Source organism: Thalassospira sp. UBA848 (assembly GCF_002295455.1).
Classification (GTDB): Bacteria; Pseudomonadota; Alphaproteobacteria; order Rhodospirillales; family Thalassospiraceae; genus Thalassospira.
Genome location: NZ_DBGS01000092.1, coordinates 1 through 21,790, shown reverse-complemented (window position 1 = coordinate 21,790; position 21,790 = coordinate 1). Strand labels below are relative to the sequence as shown.

Sequence of the window (21,790 nt, the reverse complement as noted above, 5' to 3'; positions counted from 1 at the left end):
AGCAAGGCCGGAGCCTGCCAGATCAGCGCTGGCACTTCAAGCATTGCACCGACTTCAACCTTACGCGGCACAAAGCCACGCGTGGCTTCACGCCTGAGCTGCTCGTCGAGCACTGCCTTGGCCATATCGAACTCGGCAACTTCGGCAATCATCGGGAACATGATATACAGATCACGATCATGTCCAGCACGGATAAGTGCGCGAAGCTGATGAACCAGTACCGCCGGACGATCAAGTGTGATCCGTATCGACCGCCAGCCCATCGCCGGGTTCTCTTCTGTCATATCCTCCCAATAAGGCAACAGTTTGTCACCGCCGACATCAAGAGTCCTGAACACTACCGGGCGGCCTTCGGCCTGCTCGAAAATACGGTCATAAAGCCGCGTTTGGTCGGTGATATCAGGCATGGCAGAGCGCACCATGAACGGAATTTCCGTCCGGTACAGGCCAATACCATCTGCACCGCTTTCAATCACATGCGGCACGTCGATCAAAAGACCTGCATTCACATTAAGCGAGATATCCGCCCCATCCGTCGTGCGCGCGGGCATATCGCGCATCTGGGCATAAAGTGCTTTTCGTTCGGCCCGGGCACGCAGCGCCCCGTCAATCACGGCGCGGACATCCTCGCTGGGGCGAACGAACAACTGGCTATTGTCTGAATCCACGATCAGCGGGTCGCCTGCCTCAACCTTGTCAAGGACCCCCTTGACCCCGCCCAGAACCGGAATATCAAGTGCGCGCGCAACAATTGCCACGTGCGAAGTATGCGATCCTTCTTCCAGTGCCAGACCGCGCAGACGCGTATGGTCGTAATCAAGCAACTCCGCCGGGCCGATGTTGCGCGCCACCAGAATGATGTCATCGGGCAGATCACCAAACGCTGGGGACTGATACTGCCCCGAAAGATGTTGCAGCAACCGGTTGGCAAGATCTTCAAGATCGTGAAGACGTTCGCGCAAATAAGGATCGGTCACCTGCGCCATACGGGCGCGGGTATCGTCATGCACTTTCTGGACCGCGGCCTCGGCCGTCAGGCCGGTATGGACGGCTTCGGTGATCCGGTTAAGCCATCCGGTATCCTGGGCAATCATCCGGTAGGCTTCCAGAATGTCCCCCGGATCATCGCCTTCATCCATGCCATCAATGCCCGAAACGGCTTCAAGCATTTTATCCAGATGATTTTGCAGGCCATGCATGGCTTCACGCAGGCGCGTGAGCTCTTCTTCCGGGTCGTCTGAAACCATGCGGTCAATGACGATGCGTGGCTCATGCAACACCGCAAGACCCTTGCCGATGCCAGGCGCCAAACGCGCCCCGCCAAGTCGCAACGGCAAAAGCGCAATACCATCCGCCGGGATCAGTTCCTCGCGACTGACAAGCTCGCCCGCCGCAACCATTTCGGCCAGGACCATGGCGACGTTTTCAAGCGCTTCCTGTTCGTCCTCGGAATAAAGCCGCTCTGTCCGGTTCTGCACGGCCAGCACACCGATGATGCGACCACCGCGCAGGATCGGCACACCGATCATGGAATGATAGATTTCCTCACCCGTTTCCGGGCGATAGGCAAAGTTCGGATGGCTTTGCGCGTCCTTGAGGTTAAGCGGGCGCGCATGTGCAGCCACAAAACCGACAATCCCCTCGCCCACACGCAGGCGGGTCAGGTGGATGGCCTCTTTGGACAGACCGCACGTCGCAAACAGTTCAAGCACCTCGCCCGCACGCATGACATAGACCGAGCACACCTCTGCCACCATATCAGCAGCAATGATGGTCACGATCTGGCCAAGCCGTTCTTCAGCAGTCCCCGGTCCAGCCATAACGTCGCGGACGCGCTTTAGAAGGCGTCGCGGACCAGAGACTGCGGCGGACGGAATGCTCATTTGACTTAGCTGTCTCTCTTAACCAGGGATTGAACGGCCTGTTCGACCAACTCTTCAAGGATTTCTGAAACCGGTTGTTCTTTCTTTACCATACCAACCGACTGCCCGGCCATAACCGATCCACTTTCAACGTCGCCATCGATCACGGCACGGCGCAATGCACCCGCCCAGAAATGCTCAATCTCAAGCTGTGCGGCCCCTTGATCAAGTTCGCCTGCCCGGAACTTTTCGATCACGGCACGCTGGGTCTCGCGGAATTCATCAGTACCCTTGTTGGCAAGCGCACGTACCGGAATAACCGGGAAGCGATCATCAAGCTGCACCGTGGTGACCGCGTCGCGGGCACTTGCACGGATAAAGGCCTTCTTGAAATCAGGATGGGCAATGCATTCTTCGGCACAAACAAGACGCGTACCGACCTGAACACCCGACGCCCCCTGTTCAAGCAAACCGGTAATCGCTTCACCGCGGCCAATACCCCCGGCACAGAAAACAGGAATATCGGAAACTTCCGGAAGGATTTCCTGCGCCAGAACCGTCAGCGATACCGGGCCGACATGACCGCCGGCTTCGCTGCCTTCGATCACCAGCGCATCGGCACCCGACCGGATCAGTTTCTTGGCCAAAACCAGTGCTGGTGCAAAACAGATAACCTTGGCAAATTCCTTGGCCTGCTTGATCGAGGCGGAAGACGGCAGGCCACCAGCCAGAACCACATGCCCGACGCTGTGTTCGCGGCAAACTTCAATCAGTTCATTGAGCTGCGGATGCATGGTGATCAGGTTGACGCCGAAAGGCTTGCTGGTCATTTCCTTGGTGGCGGCGATCTCGGCCGACAACAGATCCGGGGTCATCGACCCGCAGGCAATCACACCGAAGCCGCCCGCATTGGAAACGGCCGAAACAAGGTGACGCTCTGACACCCAGGACATGGCACCGGCCAGGATGGCGTATTCGGTGCCAAGGAATTCCTTGCCCGACGCCCACAGGTCTTCCAGGCGCGCCCGTGCGGCATCAATTTTCGGATCACTCATATTCTCTGTACCCCAAATGCAGAAATGCAGGAGACCAGTGATCTCCTGCACAAAGGCCGAAACACACTGTTCCAGCTAATATGTAATATTATACGTCCTTTAACAGTGGCTTAATTGCGCATGCAAGCACTGCAAAGAACTTATTCCGCGTCCAGACCATATGCCGTGTGCAGGGCACGAACGGCAAGCTCGGTATATTCCTCGGCAATCAGAACACTGACCTTGATTTCCGAGGTCGAGATGACCTGAATGTTGATGCCTTTTTCCGCAAGGGTTTCGAACATCTTGCGGGCAACCCCCACGTGGGAGCGCATGCCCACACCGATGATCGACACCTTGGTCACATCAGACGTGCTGAGCAGTTCCTGATAGGCGATCTGCTCTTTGTTTTTTTCGATCACCTGAAGCGCACGCTGGAATTCACCCCGCGGAACGGTAAAGGTCATGTCCGTGCTTTTGCCGTCTTCAGAGACGTTCTGCACGATCATGTCGACATTGATATTGGCATCAGCCAGCGGGCTGAAGATTGAAGCGGCAATGCCCGGTTTGTCTGCGACTTTAACCAAGGTGATCTTGGCTTCATCACGGCTATAGGCAATTCCGCTGACGACTTCCTGTTCCACGATTTCGTCCTCGTCTACAACAAGTGTTCCTTCTGCTTCGCTAAAGGTGGAGCGGACCTGCACCCGAACGCGATGGTTCATCGCCATCTCGACTGAACGGGTTTGCAGAACCTTTGCACCAAGCGACGCGAGTTCCAGCATTTCTTCGTAGGTAATTTTTTCGATCTTGCGTGCCTTCGGCACGATCCGCGGGTCGGTGGTATAAACACCATCAACATCGGTATAGATGTCACAGCGATCAGCATCGAGTGCTGCGGCCAAGGCAACGGCCGAGGTATCCGAACCACCACGACCAAGTGTGGTAATACGATTATCAGGTGCGATCCCCTGGAAACCGGCCACGCAAACGACTTCGCCGCCATTCAGGCGCTTGTCAAGCTCGGTGGTGTCGATTTCCTTGATGCGGGCCTTGGCGTGCGCGCCGTCGGTCTTGATCGGAATCTGCCAGCCAAGCCAGGAACGTGCAGGCACATCCATGCTTTGCAGCGCCATCGCCAGAAGCCCAACAGTCACCTGCTCGCCCGACGATACGATCACGTCATATTCACGTGCATCATACATCGGCGACACTTCCTGCGCCCAGCCAACCAGTTCGTTGGTCTTGCCCGACATGGCCGACACAACAACAGCAACCTGATTGCCGGCATCGACCTCGGATTTCACCCGGCGCGCGACATTCTTGATTTTATCAACATCGGCGACCGAAGTGCCGCCAAATTTCATGACAATACGGGCCATGAAGTATCCCCGCTATGCTCGCCGTCCATCGGCTGTCCGAACGTGACGGCATGTGATCCTGTCCCGGCCCAGGATAGCATGCCATACACACAGCGCTTCTCCTGATCCAAGCGGCGTTATCAATACTGCCATAATCCACATGAAACAAGCGTCAAGGATGCTGATAAATTGCGTCAGAGCAATTTTTTTAGCCCGAAATTGCCCCAAGGCATGCGAATGCGGCAAATTGCATCGCATATCATGCGAAAACTACCCAATATCACTGAGGCTTGGCAGATGACTTGGCCCATTGCGTGACCATGTCATTTGACAGCTGAGTATTGCCTTGCAGATCGCGCGGGCGTAAACAAGGCATCATACAGCAAAGTTGTTTTACGCCTTCGGAGCCACACCATGTCGGACGCATCCGCACAAACCAGCCGCACCGCCAATGCCGATGAGATCGCACGGTTTTCCGCGATGTCTGAAAAGTGGTGGGACCCGAACGGTGTGATGAAACCGCTGCACAAATTCAATCCGGTGCGACTGCAAATCCTGCGCGACAATATCTGTGCCCATCTTGGCCGCGATCCGGAAACCATCGAACCACTTAAAGACATCGAAATCGTCGATATCGGCTGTGGTGCGGGTCTTCTGTCCGAACCGATTGCGCGCATGGGGGCAAAGATGACCTCGATTGACGCATCGGAAAGCAACATCGAAGTCGCCAAAATCCATGCCGCGCAATCCGGCCTTGAAATCAATTATCGCTGCTGCACGCCGGAAATTCTGGCCGATGAGGGCAAGCAGTTCGATATCGTGCTGAATATGGAAGTCATCGAACATGTCGATGACCCGCAATTCTTCATGCAGGCCTGTGCTTCGGTTCTTAAGCCGGGTGGGTTGATGTTTGTTGCCACGCTGAACCGCACCATCAAGTCACTGGCGCTGGCCAAGATCGGCGCAGAGTACATTCTGCGCTGGTTGCCTGCGGGCACCCATGACTGGCGCAAGTTCGTCAAGCCGTCCGAAATGTCGGGATATCTGCGCGGTGCGGGACTCGAACTGAGCGACATTACCGGTGTGGCATACAACCCGATCAACGACACCTGGTCGCCTGCCCCGCGTGATCTTGATGTGAATTATATGGTGATTGCGCGAAAACCTGACTGATCAAAAACTACCTGATCAGTTCTTTTTCGTCTCGTCATCCCATGGCAGCGCCATGACATCGATGCCTTCATCGACCAGCTCTGCGGTTTCCTTGACCGAGGCCTGGCCATAGATGCCGCGTTTTTCCGTCTCGCCGTAATGGATTTTGCGCGCTTCTTCGGCAAACTTGTTACCGACATTCTCGCAATTGCTTTCGACCTGTTTACGGATTTCGGCAATTGCGGCCTGTGTTGCCTCGGCGACAGCCTTTTGTTTCTGCTTTTCGGCGGCAACCTCTTTTTGGCGTGACGTCCGCAGACGCGGTGCCATCAAGGCCTTGCCAACATTCGACGTCCCGCACATCGGGCAGGACAAATCACCGTTGGCGGCCTGCGCTTCATAGGTTGCGCCGTCCTTGAACCAAGCTTCAAATTCGTGATCATGTTCGCATTTGAGCTGAAATAGAATCATGATGGTACTTGTATAAGCCGAACCAGTCGCGAGACGATAAAACTATTAGATACAGATTATATGGCCCACACTGGCTTAAATCGCCAGCCCGCGAGCGTCACACTGAATAAACAAGATTTACAGAAATGTCATCCCAATTGCCATCAAACTGGATCACACAACATTGCCCAACGCCCAACCCGGCCCGCAATCAGGCACTTGACCTTGCATGCGGCAAGGGGCGGCACAGTTTCTGGCTTGCCGCCCAAGGGTGGCAGGTTACGGCAATTGATCGCGACCTTTCGCAAACCGATACCAAAACAAAACCGACAATCAACTGGATCGAAGCAGACCTTGAAACAGGTCACTGGCCGTTGGGCGATCAGCAATTCGATCTGATCATTGTCGCCAATTACCTGCATCGACCGCTATTTGCAAACCTTCGCGCCGCAGTCCGACCGGGCGGCACCCTGATCTATGAAACCTTCATGGTCGGGAACGAGGCGATCGGACGCCCGCGATCCCCTGACTTCCTGCTGCGTCGTGATGAACTGACAGACGCATTTGCCGACTGGGACATCATCGCCCATCAGCAAGGCCCGGTTTACACTGTGAATGGCGATGAAATTACGGCGATAAAACAATCGATTGTCGCACAAAAGCCATCCTAGCGCACAATTCGCAACAGGCCGGAAGCGATTGCAACAAATTCGTAACATATTGATTTTACGAAAATAAACACAACTTTCACAATTAAGCGCTGTCGTTTCTGGCATCTTCGCTGCTGCTGTTTCAGGCAATGGTGTGAAGAGAGAGAAAAGCCATGAGCGATAAATACGAAATCATCGAAGATAGCGACGATATCCCATCCAACCCGACCACCAACCCACGCATTGACGATCTGATCAATGCACGCTTTTCCCGCCGTGGCTTTTTCAAGGGCCTGATGGCGACGTCGGCCGTTGTAGGCGCCGGCATCGCGACCAAGGGTGTTGCCAAGGCACAATCAGCCTCCACCCTGACCTTCAAGTCGATCCCGCAGAAGATCACCGAAACCCATGCAGTTGCTGATGGCTATGACGCCAGCGTGCTGATCCGTTGGGGCGACAAGGTCGTCGCCGATGCACCGGCATTCGTTCCGGGTCAGGTCGACGCCAAGGCGCAGAACAAACAGTTTGGTTATAACTGCGACTATGTTGGCTACATGCCGCTTCCGGTCGGATCCCAAAATTCTGACCACGGCCTTCTGTGCGTCAGCCACGAATACACCAATGCCGAACTGATGTGGTCCGGTCTTAAAGACGGGATGGATGCATCCGAGGAACAGGCCCTGCACGAAATCGCAGCCCACGGCCATTCGGTTATCGAAGTCAAGAAAACCGGTGGCAAATGGCAGGTTGTTGACGGGTCCGATTATGCGCGCCGCATTTCCCCGATCGACACCGAAATGCAGATTACCGGCCCGGCTGCCGGTCATGACCGCCTCAAGACCAACACCGACCCGACCGGTACCCGTGTCATCGGTACGCTTAACAACTGTGCGGGCGGCAAGACGCCTTGGGGCACGGTCCTGATCGCCGAGGAAAACTTCAACGGTTACTTTGGCGGCGATATCGCCAAGACCAGCGAAGAACGCAACTACAAGCGTTTGGGCATCAGCAAGGACAGCTGGTACTCGTGGGTCAAATATTTCGACCGCTTCAATGTCGAAAAAGACCCGAACGAGCCCAACAAGTTTGGCTGGATGGTTGAAATCGATCCGTATGACCCGACCTCGATGCCGAAAAAGCGCACAGCCCTTGGCCGTTTCAAGCACGAAGGTGCCACCGTCATCATCAACAAGGACAACTCCGTTGTTGCCTATTCCGGTGATGATCAGCGCTTCGACTATCTCTACAAATTCGTGGCTGCGAACAAATACAATCCGAATGATCGCGCAGCCAACATGGACCTTCTGGAAAACGGCACCCTGTTTGTTGCCAAGTTCCACGAAGATGGCAGCCTTGACTGGATGCCGCTGATCTTTGGCGAAGGCCCGCTGACAGCCGAAAACGACTTCAACAGTCAGGCTGACGTTCTGATCGAGGCCCGCCGTGCGGCCGACCTTCTGGGTGCAACCCAGATGGACCGTCCGGAAGACGTCGAACCGAACCCGGTCAACGGCAAGGTCTATGTCATGCTGACCAATAACTCCAAGCGCAAGGAAGGCAACGCGCCGAACCCGCGCGCTGCCAACCCGCATGGTCACGTGCTTGAACTGACCCCTCCGGGCGGTCGTGGCCAGGATGCCGATCACACCGCGTCGCGCTTTACCTGGGACATCATGATTGCCGGTGGCAATCCGGCCGTTGCCGATGACAAGGCGGTGTACCATCCGGCCGCAGAATCCTGGGTTTCCTGCCCGGACAACATGGCAATCGACCATCGTGGCCGCCTGTGGATTTCAACCGACGGCGCACCAAAATCCGACATTCCTGATGGCATGCATGCCACCGATGTCGATGGTCCGGGTCGGGCGCTCACCAAATTCTTCTTTGCGTGCCCGGTTGGTGCGGAAATGTGCGGTCCGGAATTCACCCCGGATGGAAAGACGCTGTTTCTTGCCGTTCAGCACCCGGCAGACGGTTCATCCTATGACGCGCCAAGTACCCGCTGGCCGGACTTCCAGGCCGCAATCCCGCCGCGTCCGTCCGTCGTCGCAGTAACCAAAAATGATGGCGGTGAAATCGCAGGCTGATCCCCTGCATCACAGTCCTGAAATGCAAAGCGCACCGGCCAGTTTGCCGGTGCGTTTTTTGTTGTCTGCAAGTCACCGATATTACTTGACCGGTGCGGCCATATCATAGGTGCCATCATTATCTGAAATCGCCATCCAGCTTTTGTCCGACGCTGACTTGCTTTCAAGGTCGGTCCAGTTGCCCTTGGCGGCAGTGATGTTGCCTGAAATATCTTCGCTCCAGAAACCAACCACGGCAGGCGTAATATTCAGATAAAGCTTCCCGTCGACAATCCGCCACAGATTGGGATTGGCCGGCACTTTGCCGCCCTTCACAATCCCGTATGCGCAATGCCCGTCAAAGGCCGGGGCATATTTTGCCGGATCGGCCAGAAACATCTCGCGGTTTTCCTCCGACGCAAATGCCCAGGTCGCGCCGTTATATTCAGCCGTAATGTCGGCCCGGCCCGGTACGGCGTGGGGCTGCATCATGCCGACATCCTTTTGCGGCAAGTTGAAATAGGCCACCGCGTCATATCCGCTGATCGCATAGCCGGTTTCGTCGACATATTGTTCGCCGGCAAACGCCGCGCCCGAAAGGCCAAATACAACTGCCGATCCGATTAAGAACTGTTTGAACATCATTGCTGTTTCTCCGGTTGTAAATCCCTGATGTACGCAGTGTGCCCGGACACAGCCAGAAATCGAAATGACGTTGCGACACTGTTTCGTGAGGATGCGTGATAAAGCGTGAGGATGCGACAAACGACCATTTGCTTCCTATATAAAGCAAAGGGAATTGGGCCTTGACCTTAACCATGGTTGAGGAATTACGACGAAGGGAACCCAAAGACAAAACCACACGGACAAGGAAACACCATGACTGCTGCATTTCTCGAACATGTGAATTTCACGGTCGCAGACCCGGTGAAAACTGCTGCAAACCTGTGCAACTGGTTTGGCTGGCATATCCGCTGGCAAGGCCCGGCCATTCATGATGGGCTGACCTATCACGTCGGCAATGATGAAAGCTATGTGGCGATCTATGCCCTTGGCACGCCAAAGCATGGACAGGAAAATTCCTATGCCACGATTGGTGGGCTGAACCATCTGGGTATTGTCGTTGATGACCTTGATGGGACCGAGGCAAAGATCAAGGCGGACGGCATCGAAACCTTTAACCATGCCGATTACGAACCCGGTCGCCGGTTCTATTTCCGTGATGAAAACGACATCGAATTCGAAGTGGTCAGTTACGCCTGACCACTTCGATCAAAGATGACTAGCAGGGTTTATATTCCCGATCATTGCCAAGCGATGGCACCATCCGGCGAATTTCATCGACGCGCGTCAGATCAATTTCTGCGGTGATGAAACCCGGATCGGTGCCACCATCGGCCAAAACCTGCCCCCACGGATCAATGATCAGCGAATGGCCAAAGGTCTGGCGGTCGCCCGGATGATCGCCGCACTGGGCTGCCGCGATCACAAAACAGCCGTTTTCAATCGCACGTGCCTTTAAAAGGGTATGCCAATGCGCCTGCCCGGTGGTGCGGGTAAAGGCGGCCGGGATGCTGAGGATCTTTGCACCCGCCTTGGCGTAATCGCGAAACAGATGCGGGAAACGCACGTCATAGCAAATAGATACCCCCACCATGCCACATTCGGTTTCGGCCAGTCGGGCCGCATCGCCGGGCCGGAAGGTCTTGCTTTCGCGATAGCTTTCACCATTGGCAAGATCGACATCAAACATGTGGATCTTGTCATAGGATGTGATGACCTTGCCATCAGGCCCGATCACAAAACACCGGTTTGCCACACGGTCTTCGCCCGGCACGTTGACATGCAGGGATCCGACGATCAGGGTTGATTTTAGTTCCTCGGCCAGATCGCAGAAAAAGACCAGACCGGGATGCTCGTCTTCGGGGAAGGCAGCGGCGCGCACATTTGATCCGCCAAAGGACATCATCGACACGTTTTCGGGAAAAGCGATCAGTCTGGCTCCGGCCGCATGCGCATCGCGGGCATAGGTTGCCGCACGCGCAAGGTTATCAGACATGACATCGCGTGAATTGACCTGAACGCAGGCCGCAATAAAACGGGTCATGACGCAGTCTCCTTTTTATCATTATCCAACATCATGATGGGCCGCATGATCTAGGGCGGCAATAGACAATTGGAATAGCGCAGGTCGATTTCGACCGAAACCGCATACGGCCCTTTTGGCGGATGCAACCCAAAGGATTCATCACCGCAAATTCATTCTTTCCAAAAAAGAAATTAGTGTATACAGTATTCCGTACACCCAATGAGGATCGAAGATGGAACCTCTTTCCGGCCGAAAAAGTCTGACTGACGAAGTGCATGACCGCCTGGTCGATGCCTTGTGTTCCGGTGCACTCCCTCCCGGAACGCCATTGCGACAGGAAGCCATTGCCGAGGAACTCAATGTCTCGCGGCAACCAGTGTTGCAAGCTCTGGGGTTGCTGCGTCGTGACGGACTTGTCGAACCAATGGGACGGCGCGGATATCGCGTTGCGCCCGTGGACAGTGAACTGGTCCGTCACGTTTATGACCTGCGAGAAGCATTTGACGGGCTTGCGGCCCGTTTGGCTGCTGAAACCAAGGCATCGGATCGGGAATCGGCTTTGCGGGCTGCCATTCAACAGGGACACCACGCTCTGGGCAGCGGCGACACCGCAGAACTTGTTGCAGCCGACGTCGCATTTCATCAAACGATCTACCGCCTGTCGGGCAATCCCCTGTTGCCCGAAGCATCAGCCGCAGTCTGGCTTCAGATCAGGCGCGTGATGCATGCCTATATCCAGATTGGTTACCCCCGTGATCCGATCTGGACCGAACATCAGGCCATCGCCGATGCCATCTGTGTCGGCGATGGTCCTCTTGCCGAGAAACTGGCCCGCGATCATGGGCGTAGTGCGCGTGACCGTCTGGTTTCCCGAATGCAATAACCAAGCTGACCTGCCCCTCGCTGCCACCAACAGCCCGCCTTTTCGTCGCCCTTCGCACCACCAATCCCCAACTCCTTCAAAAAATCTGCCAATGACCCGCCCGCGTTGCAAAGGCAGAACCATATAAGAACGACAAGTTTCCTGTCTGGGAGGAACGCCAATGAACCTTGATACAAAACTGCGCAAGCGCGCAGATGAAGGCAATCCCGTACGAGTTGGCATCATCGGCGCCGGCAAATTCGGATCGATGTTTCTAAGTCAGGCCGGACATCATCCGGGCTATCACGTTCTGGGCATTGCTGATCTGAGCATCGACCGCGCCAAGGCCGCCTTGCGCCGTGTCGGCTGGTCAGATGATCAGTTCGCGGCAAAGGACAGCGCATCGGCTTACCGCGATGGCACCACCTGGATCACCGAGGATGCCGATGCCCTGATCGCCGCAGACGGGCTTGAAGTCATCATTGATGCCACCGGAAGTCCCGCAGCCGGTATTCGCTTTGCGCTTAAGGCCATCGAATATGGCCGCCATATCGTCATGGTCAATGTCGAGGCCGATGTCCTTGCCGGCCCACTTCTTGCCAAACGGGCCGAGGCCGCAGGCCTTGTGTATTCCATGGCCTATGGCGATCAACCGGCCCTGATTTCGGAAATGGTTGATTGGGCACGTGCAATTGGCCTGCCCGTGACCTGTGCAGGCAAGGGCACCAAATATCTTCCGATCTATCATCATGTCACGCCCGATGATGTCTGGCATCACTATGGCCTGACACCCGAACAGGCGCAGGCGGGCGGCATGAACCCGCAAATTTTCAACAGCTTCCTTGATGGCACCAAGTCCGCCATTGAATTGGCGGCCGTGTCCAATGCCTGTGATCTTGTGCCGCAGGATTGCGGATTGCAGTTCCCGGCCTGTGGCGTTGACGATCTGCCCCGTCTTCTATGCCCGCGTGAAAGTGGTGGGATCCTTGATCGCAAAGGCACGGTCGAGGTGGTTTCAAGCCTTGAACGCGATACCCGTCCGGTGTTTCGCGATCTGCGCTGGGGCGTTTATGTGACCTTTGAGGCCCCCAGCGAATATGTCGCGCGCTGCTTTAATGAATATGGCCTTCTGACAGACCCAAGCGGACAATATTCGACCATGTACAAACCCTATCACCTGATCGGGTTGGAACTTGGCATTTCGGTGGCCTCAGCCGCCCTGCGCGGGGAGGCCACCGGCACATCACGCGCCTGGTCGGGTGACGCGGTCGCCACCGCCAAGCGTGATCTTAAACCCGGTGAAATGCTTGATGGCGAGGGCGGCTATACAGTCTATGGCAAACTGATGCCTGCCCTGACGTCAAAGGCGCGCAGTGCCCTGCCCATCGGGCTTGCGCATCATCTCAAGATCAAGCGCCCGGTGGCGATGGATCAAACCCTGACCTGGGATGATGTCGAATTTGATGCCAAGGACCCGGCGATTGCCTTCCGCAAGGAAATGGAAGCCACATTCGGCTAACACCATAATCATCAGACAAATGAAAACCCCGGCCTAAATGGCCGGGGTTTTGTATGACTATTGCCGTTAATCAGCCAATTGGCTCTCAGGCAGACAGTTTGGCTTCGAGCTTGTCGGCAGCTTCGAGCGCCATCAGTTCGTCACAGCCGCCAATATGTTCGTCATTGATGAAGATCTGCGGCACAGTGTGCTTGCCATTGGCACGATCCATCATTTCTTTCTTGCGGCGCGGTTCCATCATCACGTCGATGAGCTGGTATTTGGCACCCTTTTCCTCAAGCAGCTTGCGCGCACGCTTGCAATACGGGCACCATTCGGTGGCATACACTTCAACTTTTGCCATGTGGCATACATCCTTTCTTTGGCAACCGACCATCGCGAATGCCCCGGATTATCGGGTCTACTGCGTCTGGTACGGTGCGAAATTATGTTCAGATGAGCGCTGTATATCAGAATTAATAGAATGCGTCATCGCACGACACGTGCAACTGTGATCACAGATACGTGCATGGCACCTGATTGCCTTAACGCCCGGACACAGGCATTGGCCGTCGCCCCGGTGGTTAGCACATCGTCGATCAATACAACCCGTGCGCCCGCAAGATTGCATTTCTCGGCACGGACTTCATCGACAACAAATGCCCCGCCAACTTCGCGTTTGCGTGAAGACGGCCCCAGTCCGCCAAGACTTCTTGTGTTGCGGTGACGGGCCAGAACCAGCCCATCCCATGGCACGCCCGTCATACGCGCAAGCTTTGCGGCCAACAGGCCCGATTGGTTATAACGCCGCTTTAGAAGCCTGCGCCGATGCAATGGCACGGGCACGATCAGATCAGCCTGATCCCAGATCCCGCTGCCCGCCTGATAAACCCATCGCGCCAAAAGCGGGGTCAGGTCGCCACGATCCGCATGCTTGAACCGCAACAGGTAGTCCCGGCTGTGATCATCATAGACCAGTGCTGCACGCGCCTGATCAAATGCCGGTTTCTTTTGCAGGCAGGCCGCGCACAACATACGACCACCGTCAATGTTGTCACCACTGCCCGGCCCACCATCATCCAGTTCAAATGGATAGCCACAGCAAGAACAATGCGGTGCGGAGATAAATCGCAATCCCGCCCAACAATCAGCACAGACAGCATGGGTGGTATCGGTTACCTCGCCGCACCCGCCGCAACGCGGCGGCAGAATGGCATTGATGCCCATGGTTGTCGCTGTTCGAACCCAGTCGATCATCTGCATTGAATTCCGCGATCACCTTTAAATCGGCAACAGCATACCACACGCAGGGATTGAATTAGCCAAAATCAAACAACGGATTTGCCCGCAGTTTTTCTGCGGCCATGTCGATAAATGTCCTGACCTTCGCCGGGGCGTTGCGGCCTTCGGGATGGACCAAATGAATTGGCACTGGCTCAAGGGCGCAGTCTTCCAGTACGGCAACCAGTCGGCCATCACCAATAAACGGTGCCGCCTGATAGGACAGCATCCGAACAATACCCCAACCATCAAGGGCGGCGTTTCGTGCGGCTTCTATTGAATTGGTTTGCCATCTGGCATCCGGCGACACGTTGATTTTACGGCCACTGCAATCCGGTGATTTGAACTGCCAGTCCAGACGCGCTGATGATCCGGTGGTGGCGACAATTCGATGCGCCGCAAGGTCAGATGGCGTCTTGGGCATTCCATGTCTGGCGAAGTATTCTGGCGACGCACAAACGGTCTGGGACACCTGCCCGATCCGCACAGCACTCAGCGTTGAGTCGGCAAGCTCACCAATACGCACCGCAAGATCGATGCCTTCCTCGACAATATTGACGATACGATCAAACAGCAAAAGGCGTGCGCGCATATCAGGATAGGCGTCAAGATATTGCCCGACAATCGGGGCGACATGCATCTGCCCGAACTGAACCGGTGCGGTGATGGTCAGCATCCCGCTTGGCTTGGCATATGCCCCGCCTGCCGCGGCCTCGACTTCTTTCAGGTCACTTAAAAGTCGCTTGCAGTCCGCCAGATAGCGAACACCTGCGTCCGTCAGGGTAACCGAACGGGTGGTCCGAACCAGAAGACGTGCGCCAATGATCTGTTCAAGCTGCGCGATTGTGCGAGTCACTGCCGCCGGGCTTATATTGAGTGAACGGGCAGCTGCGGCAAAGCCCTGCTCCTCAGCCACGCGCACAAAGATATTCATGGCATTGAAACGGTCCATTCGCGCCACCTTGCAGTCAGCTTATTATTGCAATAATCGGAATAATAAATTGCATAATTCGATTATTCCATAATTTTATCGAAACAGACATCATTACGTCAGTTCCACTCTCTCAAGGAAACCTGACATGAAACTTTATCACCATCCGATTTCCGGCCACGCCCACCGCGCCCGCCTGTTCCTTGGCCTTCTGGGCCTTGAACATGAACTGGTTGAAGTCGACCTTGCCAATGGTGCACATAAATCGCCCGAATTCCTGAAACTCAATCCCCTCGGTCAGGTCCCTGTCCTGGAAGACGGCGATAAAGTGATCACGGATTCCAACGCCATCATGGTTTATCTGGCGAAAAAAGCCGGCGCGACCAACTGGCTTCCCGAAGATGCTGAGGGTGCCGCACATGTTCAGCGCTGGCTTTCGATTGCCGCCGGACAGATCGCCTTTGGTCCGGCTGCGGCACGCCTGATCACACTGTTTGGTGCACCGTTTGACGCAGATGAAGTCATCTCGCGCGCCCACGCGGTGCTTGGCAATATCGAAGACCACCTGAAAACCAATGACTGGCTGGCCGCAAGCCATCCGACCATCGCCGATGTCGCACTTTACAGCTACGTCGCCCGCGCCCCCGAGGGCAATGTCGATCTGGCGGCCTATGGCAAAGTGCGCGATTGGCTGAAACGCATCGAAGACCTGCCGGGTTTTGTGCCCTTCATGCATGCGCCAGAAGAAATGCTGAAATCTGCCTGATCAAGCGCCCTTCTTGCGCCACTGCGCCACTGCGCCACAGCGCCACCTTGCCCCCTAAGACAAAGCAGCCCCAGATGTCTGATCATTCTGATACGACCACCCACCGCACTGTCCCCCAAAAAACGCCAGGGCGCACCCCATCGCCCTGGCATGCCGGGGAAGTGCGCCTTCAGGAAATCCTTGGCGTTGATGCCCGCATGGAGGAGGTCGGGCGCAAGGTGCTGCGCGATCACATGATCGAACAACATCGCCTGTTTTATCCGCAATTGCCCTTTGCTGTGCTGGGCACGGTGGATGGTGATGGCAATCCATGGGCAACGCTTCGTGCCAACCGTCCGGGTTTCCTTTTTGCCACCGATCCCTATCACCTGTCCGTGACGTTACCCCGCGATCAAGCCGATCCGGCAGATATCGGCCTGAATGACGGTGATGGTATCGGTCTTTTGGGGATCGAACTGCACACACGGCGCAGAAACCGTCTGAATGGGACAATTTTTCGCCGGAATGAGACATCCTTTGACATCAAGGTCGGTCACAGTTTTGGCAATTGTCCGAAATACATCCATCCGCGCAACCTTGCGTTCGCACCGGATGTGGAATATCTGCAAAGCCAAGATTTGCGGAAGTCACCACAAACGGGTGTGACATTGACCAAGGATGTCCGCGACTTCATCTCCCGGAGTGATACGTTTTTTATCGCGTCTTATGTCGATAACGCTGCGCCGGATCGTGGGCGCGAAGTCGATGTTTCCCATCGCGGCGGCCCGCCCGGCTTTGTCACGCTTGACGATACGGGTGCCCTGATCATTCCCGATTATGCCGGAAACCGGTTCTTCAACACGCTGGGCAATCTTGTGATCAATCCGCTGGCAGGCTTGGTGTTTGTCGACTTTACCACTGGTGACATGTTGCAACTGACCGGCACGGCAGAGATTGTGATGGGTGGCGCCATGGTCACGCAATTCGTTGGTGCCGAACGCCTTCTTAGCTTCAGCCCGTCACGCTGGGTCCTGCGTCGGGGTGTATTCCCGATGCGTATGGCAGGCGGCGCAGAAGGTTGATTGCGTCTTGGGGAAAGAGCCTCTATCTAAGTCGTAACCTGTTTAACTGACTTAGCCGGAGCTTCCCGCCCCATGGCCGATCCGATCACCGTCTTTGATCGAGACATCCTGAAACTGCGCCGCGACCGCGCGGCGACCAAGGCACAGGATTATAATTTCCTGTTTGCCGAAACCGCCGAACGCCTTGCCGATCGCCTTGATGACACCACCCGTAAATTCCCGCTGGCGGTCGATCTTGGCTGCCACAGCGGTGAGATGGGCCAGATCATTGGCACCCGCGGCGGCATTGAAACGCTGTATCAAAGCGACATTTCGCGGGGCTATGCCAAGGCCGCATACGCCAACAACAACAAAGGCACACTGGTCGCGGACGAGGAATTCCTGCCCTTTGCCGAAGGATCGCTTGATCTGATCCTGTCCAACCTGTCGCTTCACTGGGTCAATGACCTGCCCGGCATGTTGCTTCAGGCGCGTCGTGCGTTGAAACCCGATGGGTTGTTCCTTGCCTGCCTGCTCGGCGGCGAGACGCTTAAGGACCTGCGCGAAGCGCTGATGACGGCAGAGGCCGAGGAAGAAGGTGGCGTATCGCCCCGCGTTTCACCGTTCGTCGACGTCAAGGATGCCGGGGCGCTTTTGCAGCGCAGCGGCTTTGCCCTGCCGGTGGTCGATGCCGATGATATCTATATCGACTATCCCGATGCCCTGAAACTGATGCGGGATCTGTCAGGGATGGGTGAAAGCAACCTGATTGCCAAACGATCCAAGAAATTCACCAAACGCAGCACGCTTGCGCGGGCAGCGGCGATTTATCACGAACGCCATGCCCGCCCTGATGGCCGCATCCATGCCAAGTTTCAGGTGATCTATCTGACCGCCTGGGCCCCGGATGAAAGCCAACCCAAACCGCTGCGCCGTGGATCGGGTCAGGTCAGCCTTGTTGATTTCCTCGGTGATGACGCGAAAAAGCAATAAAGCCGGATCAAGCCGGGATCACTTCCCGGCTGAGACCATCTCGCGGATCTTGGTCGCCTTTTCAAAGTGGTCAAGTTCGTGGGTTTTGATCCACCAGGTTGCGGCCTCCATCAAGGTATCCGGGTCATCATTGCGATTGGCAAAGAACGCATAGAATGACAGGCCGACATCCGGCCCCTTTTGCGCGATTTTCTTGTCGCACACAGCAATGATTTTATCGCTCAGGCTCTGACGCATGATGGCTCCGCTAAAGGGTTGTGGCTGCAAGGGCTTGATGTATGCCCTGTTTGCCGCAAAATTGGCAGTCTGATAACGCCCGTCACATGACAGTTTCTGTCAGGACAGTTGGCCACAGCGCGCCCGCATAGCGCAAAAATTTGCGCCATGGTGCAGCAGATTAAAAGCCAAGCCAAACCGCTGTGCGAGACGACACTTTGGCTTGGCATTTGAAATTGACGGGCGCACATCAGGCTCGCCCTGCGAAGTTCGACGCTAGTGGCTATGCTGCGCGTACAGCTTCAACAAACTTGTCCACTTCGACGCGCAGCGTATCTGCGGAACGCGACAAGTCGCGTGCGCTTGTCAAAACCTCGTTGGCAGCTTGCCCACCGTCATGGGCAGCTTCCGTGACTTGGGTGATCGCCGAGGTTACCTCATTCGTGCCCTCAGACGCCTGACTGACATTTCGTGCGATTTCCTGGGTTGCGGCATCCTGTTGTTCGACGGCCGCGGAAATCGTGATCGAGGTATCGCGCACCTCTGCAATCACCGAGGAAATATCCTCGATAGCACGCGCCGTTGTCTTGGTAACGGTCTGTACCTCTTCGATGTGATTGGTAATATCTTCGGTTGCCTTGGCGGTCTGGGTTGCAAGGTTTTTCACTTCGCTTGCAACGACGGCAAAGCCCTTGCCAGCGTCCCCCGCACGGGCGGCCTCGATGGTTGCATTAAGCGCCAACAGGTTGGTCTGCGACGCAATATCCTGGATCAAGGTGACAACTTCTCCAATCTTCTGAACGGAAACCACCATTTGTTCGGCCGTGAGTCGGGTTTGATTGGCATTTTCGTCAGCAGAGCCTGTGATGTTAGTCGCGTTTTGCATCTGCTGGCCAATTTCACCGATGGATGAGGCAAGTTGTTCACAGGCAGCAGCCACCGTTTCAACGTTAGTTGATGCCTGATTGGATGCAGACGCGACCGTGGTTGCCTGCGAATTGGCTTCATCAAGTGTGGAGGTCAAGGTTTCGGCCGCAGTTTCAAGCTGGACAGATGCAGATGAGACGATTGAAACCACACTGCCAACAGTATTTTCAAAATCATCAGCCATTTTATTTAGCTGCTTGATCCTGAGTTCTTCCGCAATGCGTTCTTTTTCTTCCGCCTCTTCTTCGAGCTGACGCGTGCGCAGCATATTCTTCTGGAAGACCTGCATGGTCTGCGCGATATCGCCGATCTCGTCTTTGCGACCGACACCATAAAGCTTGGCTTCGAGATGCCCATCAGCAAGCTGCTTGAGGACACTGACAATGCCACGGATAGGATTGATGATACCTTGGCGGGAAATGTACATTCCCATACCAAAACCGATCACAATCGCGACAACAGCAAAAATAACCATACCCCGACGCGTTGCATCGAACACCGCGAAAGATTCTGCTTCAAGCATCTGCATCCGGTTTTCGGCGATCTCAAGATAGTCACGAATATAATCATTGAGTTCGCCTGCATTGACACGGTGGTTCTGCGCCAGATTTACAAGATTTTCACGTAGCGTTCCGATGTCTTCGCCGCTGCCCTGAGCGGCGACGTTTATCGTTGAGGTTACCTGATCCCGGTAGGACTCATAACGGGCAAATATCTCATCAAGTTCTCTGCCCTGCGCCTCGCCTGCTGTTTCCTTTAGTTTTTCGATGGTTTCGCGAAACTGTTTTCGCTCCTCGTCGATGACTGTTCTCATCTCAGCAACCGTTTCAGGCGACGGATCTGCAGCAATACGGAATTCGGCTCGATTGAGCGAGGTAACAACACGCAACAGGTGACCGCCGTCGCTTGCTTCTTCGGCGGCTGTCTGACTGCGCTCGGATACGTCAAAAAGCCGATCAAGGCCCCATATACCGGCAGTCGTGTTCACACCCAGACATACTGCAAGAACAGCTATGACTGTGATCACTTTGGTCGAGATACGGAATTGTCCAAGATTCATTTTGATTCTCCCCGAGCATATATTTTGGCGTGCAATCAGGGAATCTTGGTGATCGAAAAGCAGGGTGTACCCAATCTGCCTCTGCTTCTTAGTGTGGCCAATATTCCCAAGCAACTAGCACTAACCGGGAATCCTTCCACACACCTACTGCGGTGGAAGCGCTATACTCTAAGATCAACATCAATTTGAAAATTTCAACCGGAAATGAATGATTTTTTATGGATAAAATTTGTGTTATCGAATGAAAAGGGTTTCCAATACGAGTTTTTGCCGACAAATCGGATCAGGCCACTGGACCCTAAAAAAAACTCCTATTTGTTTGGACATTGATATCAAACTGACTTGATGCAAGTTTAACCACCCTCCTTCCCAGACCTTTACAGCATCAAAAGGCAAGGTATGCAACTTCCCCAACCCCTGATCCACGGCAAGCTGATCAAACGCTACAAGCGGTTTCTCGCCGATGTTGAACTTGATAGTGGCGAAGTGATTACCGCCCATTGCGCTAATCCGGGCGGGATGATCGGGCTCAAGGAGCCGGGGATTGATGTCTGGCTGTCAAAATCAGACAATCCCAAACGCAAACTGAAATACAGCTGGGAACTTTGCCAGATTGGCGATGCGTGGATCGGCATCAATACTGCCCACCCCAACGCCATTGTCGAAGAAGCAATCCTTGCCGGGAAAATTCCGCAACTGGCGGGCTATGAAAGCCTCAAGCGCGAGGTCAAATACGGCAAGAATTCACGGATTGATATCCTGCTGTCCGATCCGGACAAGGGCCTTTGTTATGTCGAGGTCAAGAACGTCCACCTCAAACGCGACGAAGACGTTCCGGGTCTTGCCGAATTCCCCGATGCCGTCACCGCACGCGGGGCAAAGCACCTCGATGAAATGGCCGATATGGTTGCCGAGGGTTACCGAGCGGTGATGTTTTACCTGATCCAGCGCACCGATTGTGACCGCTTTACCTTGGCCACCGACATCGACCCGCATTACGCACAACGGTTCAAGGCAGCACGAAACAGCGGGGTTGAGGCCATTGCCTATGACTGCGCGATTGATACCAGTGCCGTGACGGTACGAAACCAGCTTTCGATCACCGGGCTGTAAGCATCAAACCCCGCGCATATCAGCCAATCCTTGCCAATTCTGGCCGGTGGCTTTATGTCATTGGGCTATACATCGAACATAGATATTGCCGAGTTTAAGGAGATTTTCGGGTGGCGAACGGAACAGTCAAACTTCACGGCCCCGAAGCATTTGAAGGCATGCGCGCCGCTGGCAAGCTGGCAGCAGAAGTGCTTGATATGATCACACCGCATGTGGTTCCGGGTGTCACCACGGGCGAACTGGATCGCCTGTGTGATGAATATATCCGTGACCACAACGCGATCTCGGCCTGTCTTGGCTATCGCGGTTTTCCGAAATCGACCTGTACGTCAATCAACCATGTCGTCTGCCACGGCATTCCCGGTGACAAGAAACTGGCCAATGGCGACATCATGAATATTGATGTCACGGTCATTCTTGATGGCTGGTATGGCGATAC

The 21,790-nt window shown here is 55.1% G+C and carries 22 protein-coding genes; 11 read left to right on the top strand and 11 right to left on the bottom strand.

All coding sequences use genetic code 11. The features are described from left to right. The 3 genes from B2R48_RS13515 to B2R48_RS13505 all read right to left on the bottom strand — a co-directional run. Window positions 1–1,883 (bottom strand): putative PEP-binding protein (locus tag B2R48_RS13515; protein WP_297001295.1); only part of this gene is annotated, 1,883 nt, incomplete at its 3' end. A gap of 5 nt (window positions 1,884–1,888) precedes the next feature. Next, window positions 1,889–2,917 (bottom strand): NAD(P)H-dependent flavin oxidoreductase, encoded by a 1,029-nt coding sequence (locus tag B2R48_RS13510; protein ID WP_062956097.1) that lies wholly within the window; start codon window positions 2,915–2,917, stop codon window positions 1,889–1,891. Between the two features lie 140 nt (window positions 2,918–3,057). After that, window positions 3,058–4,278 carry an aspartate kinase gene (locus tag B2R48_RS13505; protein WP_297001291.1) on the bottom strand — a complete coding sequence of 407 codons (1,221 nt, stop codon included), beginning with the start codon at window positions 4,276–4,278 and terminating at the stop codon, window positions 3,058–3,060. A 393-nt stretch (window positions 4,279–4,671) separates the two neighbouring features. Here B2R48_RS13505 and ubiG point away from each other — a divergent pair, with 393 nt between their 5' ends. Continuing rightward, window positions 4,672–5,430 carry a bifunctional 2-polyprenyl-6-hydroxyphenol methylase/3-demethylubiquinol 3-O-methyltransferase UbiG gene (ubiG, locus tag B2R48_RS13500; RefSeq protein ID WP_297001288.1) on the top strand — a complete coding sequence of 253 codons (759 nt, stop codon included), beginning with the start codon at window positions 4,672–4,674 and terminating at the stop codon, window positions 5,428–5,430. Window positions 5,431–5,445: 15 nt separating this feature from the next. Here the strand turns inward: ubiG and B2R48_RS13495 are convergent, their stop codons facing one another. Next, entirely contained in the window at window positions 5,446–5,880 is a 435-nt protein-coding gene (locus B2R48_RS13495) for a DUF1178 family protein (protein WP_062956100.1), read from the bottom strand. A 125-nt stretch (window positions 5,881–6,005) separates the two neighbouring features. Here B2R48_RS13495 and B2R48_RS13490 point away from each other — a divergent pair, with 125 nt between their 5' ends. Both B2R48_RS13490 and B2R48_RS13485 read left to right on the top strand, forming a co-directional pair. Then, on the top strand, window positions 6,006–6,530 hold the full coding sequence (locus B2R48_RS13490; RefSeq protein ID WP_297001283.1) for a class I SAM-dependent methyltransferase: 525 nt from the start codon (window positions 6,006–6,008) through the stop codon (window positions 6,528–6,530). 152 nt (window positions 6,531–6,682) lie between these two features. Further along, window positions 6,683–8,596 (top strand): PhoX family protein, encoded by a 1,914-nt coding sequence (locus B2R48_RS13485; RefSeq protein WP_297001280.1) that lies wholly within the window; start codon window positions 6,683–6,685, stop codon window positions 8,594–8,596. A gap of 81 nt (window positions 8,597–8,677) precedes the next feature. Here B2R48_RS13485 and B2R48_RS13480 read toward each other — a convergent pair whose 3' ends face one another. Then, window positions 8,678–9,220, bottom strand: a complete 543-nt coding sequence (locus tag B2R48_RS13480; RefSeq protein WP_062956103.1) for a YHS domain-containing (seleno)protein — start codon at window positions 9,218–9,220, stop codon at window positions 8,678–8,680. Between the two features lie 234 nt (window positions 9,221–9,454). Here B2R48_RS13480 and B2R48_RS13475 point away from each other — a divergent pair, with 234 nt between their 5' ends. After that, a complete protein-coding gene (locus B2R48_RS13475; protein ID WP_297001276.1) occupies window positions 9,455–9,838 on the top strand; it encodes a VOC family protein in 384 nt (127 codons plus the stop codon). 19 nt (window positions 9,839–9,857) lie between these two features. Here B2R48_RS13475 and B2R48_RS13470 read toward each other — a convergent pair whose 3' ends face one another. Next, a complete protein-coding gene (locus B2R48_RS13470; protein ID WP_297001273.1) occupies window positions 9,858–10,682 on the bottom strand; it encodes a carbon-nitrogen hydrolase family protein in 825 nt (274 codons plus the stop codon). Window positions 10,683–10,896: 214 nt separating this feature from the next. Here B2R48_RS13470 and B2R48_RS13465 point away from each other — a divergent pair, with 214 nt between their 5' ends. After that, on the top strand, window positions 10,897–11,547 hold the full coding sequence (locus B2R48_RS13465; RefSeq protein ID WP_062956106.1) for a GntR family transcriptional regulator: 651 nt from the start codon (window positions 10,897–10,899) through the stop codon (window positions 11,545–11,547). A 160-nt stretch (window positions 11,548–11,707) separates the two neighbouring features. Then, entirely contained in the window at window positions 11,708–13,045 is a 1,338-nt protein-coding gene (locus B2R48_RS13460) for an NAD(P)H-dependent oxidoreductase (RefSeq protein WP_297001268.1), read from the top strand. 85 nt (window positions 13,046–13,130) lie between these two features. On the opposite strand, the gene grxC is transcribed toward B2R48_RS13460, so the two are convergent. The 3 genes from grxC to B2R48_RS13445 all read right to left on the bottom strand — a co-directional run bounded on the left by grxC (window position 13,131) and on the right by B2R48_RS13445 (window position 15,257). Then, a complete protein-coding gene (gene grxC, locus B2R48_RS13455; protein ID WP_044828127.1) occupies window positions 13,131–13,388 on the bottom strand; it encodes a glutaredoxin 3 in 258 nt (85 codons plus the stop codon). Between the two features lie 125 nt (window positions 13,389–13,513). Continuing rightward, a complete protein-coding gene (locus B2R48_RS13450) occupies window positions 13,514–14,281 on the bottom strand; it encodes a ComF family protein (protein ID WP_297001265.1) in 768 nt (255 codons plus the stop codon). Between the two features lie 61 nt (window positions 14,282–14,342). After that, the gene (locus tag B2R48_RS13445; RefSeq protein WP_297001263.1) at window positions 14,343–15,257 is read right to left on the bottom strand and encodes a LysR family transcriptional regulator; all 915 of its coding nucleotides are present in this window, start codon (window positions 15,255–15,257) and stop codon (window positions 14,343–14,345) included. Between the two features lie 127 nt (window positions 15,258–15,384). On the opposite strand from B2R48_RS13445, the gene B2R48_RS13440 reads away from it, so the two are divergent. From B2R48_RS13440 to B2R48_RS13430, 3 genes are all read left to right on the top strand, one after another. Next, window positions 15,385–16,002: a glutathione S-transferase family protein gene (locus tag B2R48_RS13440; RefSeq protein ID WP_297001261.1), complete on the top strand. Its 618-nt coding sequence runs from the start codon at window positions 15,385–15,387 to the stop codon at window positions 16,000–16,002. A gap of 74 nt (window positions 16,003–16,076) precedes the next feature. Beyond that, window positions 16,077–17,063: a pyridoxamine 5'-phosphate oxidase family protein gene (locus tag B2R48_RS13435; RefSeq protein WP_297001258.1), complete on the top strand. Its 987-nt coding sequence runs from the start codon at window positions 16,077–16,079 to the stop codon at window positions 17,061–17,063. 72 nt (window positions 17,064–17,135) lie between these two features. After that, a complete protein-coding gene (locus tag B2R48_RS13430) occupies window positions 17,136–18,035 on the top strand; it encodes a methyltransferase domain-containing protein (RefSeq protein WP_297001255.1) in 900 nt (299 codons plus the stop codon). A gap of 18 nt (window positions 18,036–18,053) precedes the next feature. On the opposite strand, the gene B2R48_RS13425 is transcribed toward B2R48_RS13430, so the two are convergent. Beyond that, window positions 18,054–18,272, bottom strand: coding sequence for a DUF6500 family protein (locus B2R48_RS13425; RefSeq protein ID WP_297001252.1), 219 nt, complete (start codon window positions 18,270–18,272; stop codon window positions 18,054–18,056). Between the two features lie 262 nt (window positions 18,273–18,534). Further along, on the bottom strand, window positions 18,535–20,238 hold the full coding sequence (locus B2R48_RS13420) for a methyl-accepting chemotaxis protein (RefSeq protein WP_297001251.1): 1,704 nt from the start codon (window positions 20,236–20,238) through the stop codon (window positions 18,535–18,537). A gap of 399 nt (window positions 20,239–20,637) precedes the next feature. Here B2R48_RS13420 and sfsA point away from each other — a divergent pair, with 399 nt between their 5' ends. Next, a complete protein-coding gene (gene sfsA / locus B2R48_RS13415; protein WP_297001247.1) occupies window positions 20,638–21,351 on the top strand; it encodes a DNA/RNA nuclease SfsA in 714 nt (237 codons plus the stop codon). Window positions 21,352–21,461: 110 nt separating this feature from the next. Beyond that, window positions 21,462–21,790 (top strand): M24 family metallopeptidase (locus B2R48_RS13410; RefSeq protein WP_297001244.1); only part of this gene is annotated, 329 nt, incomplete at its 3' end.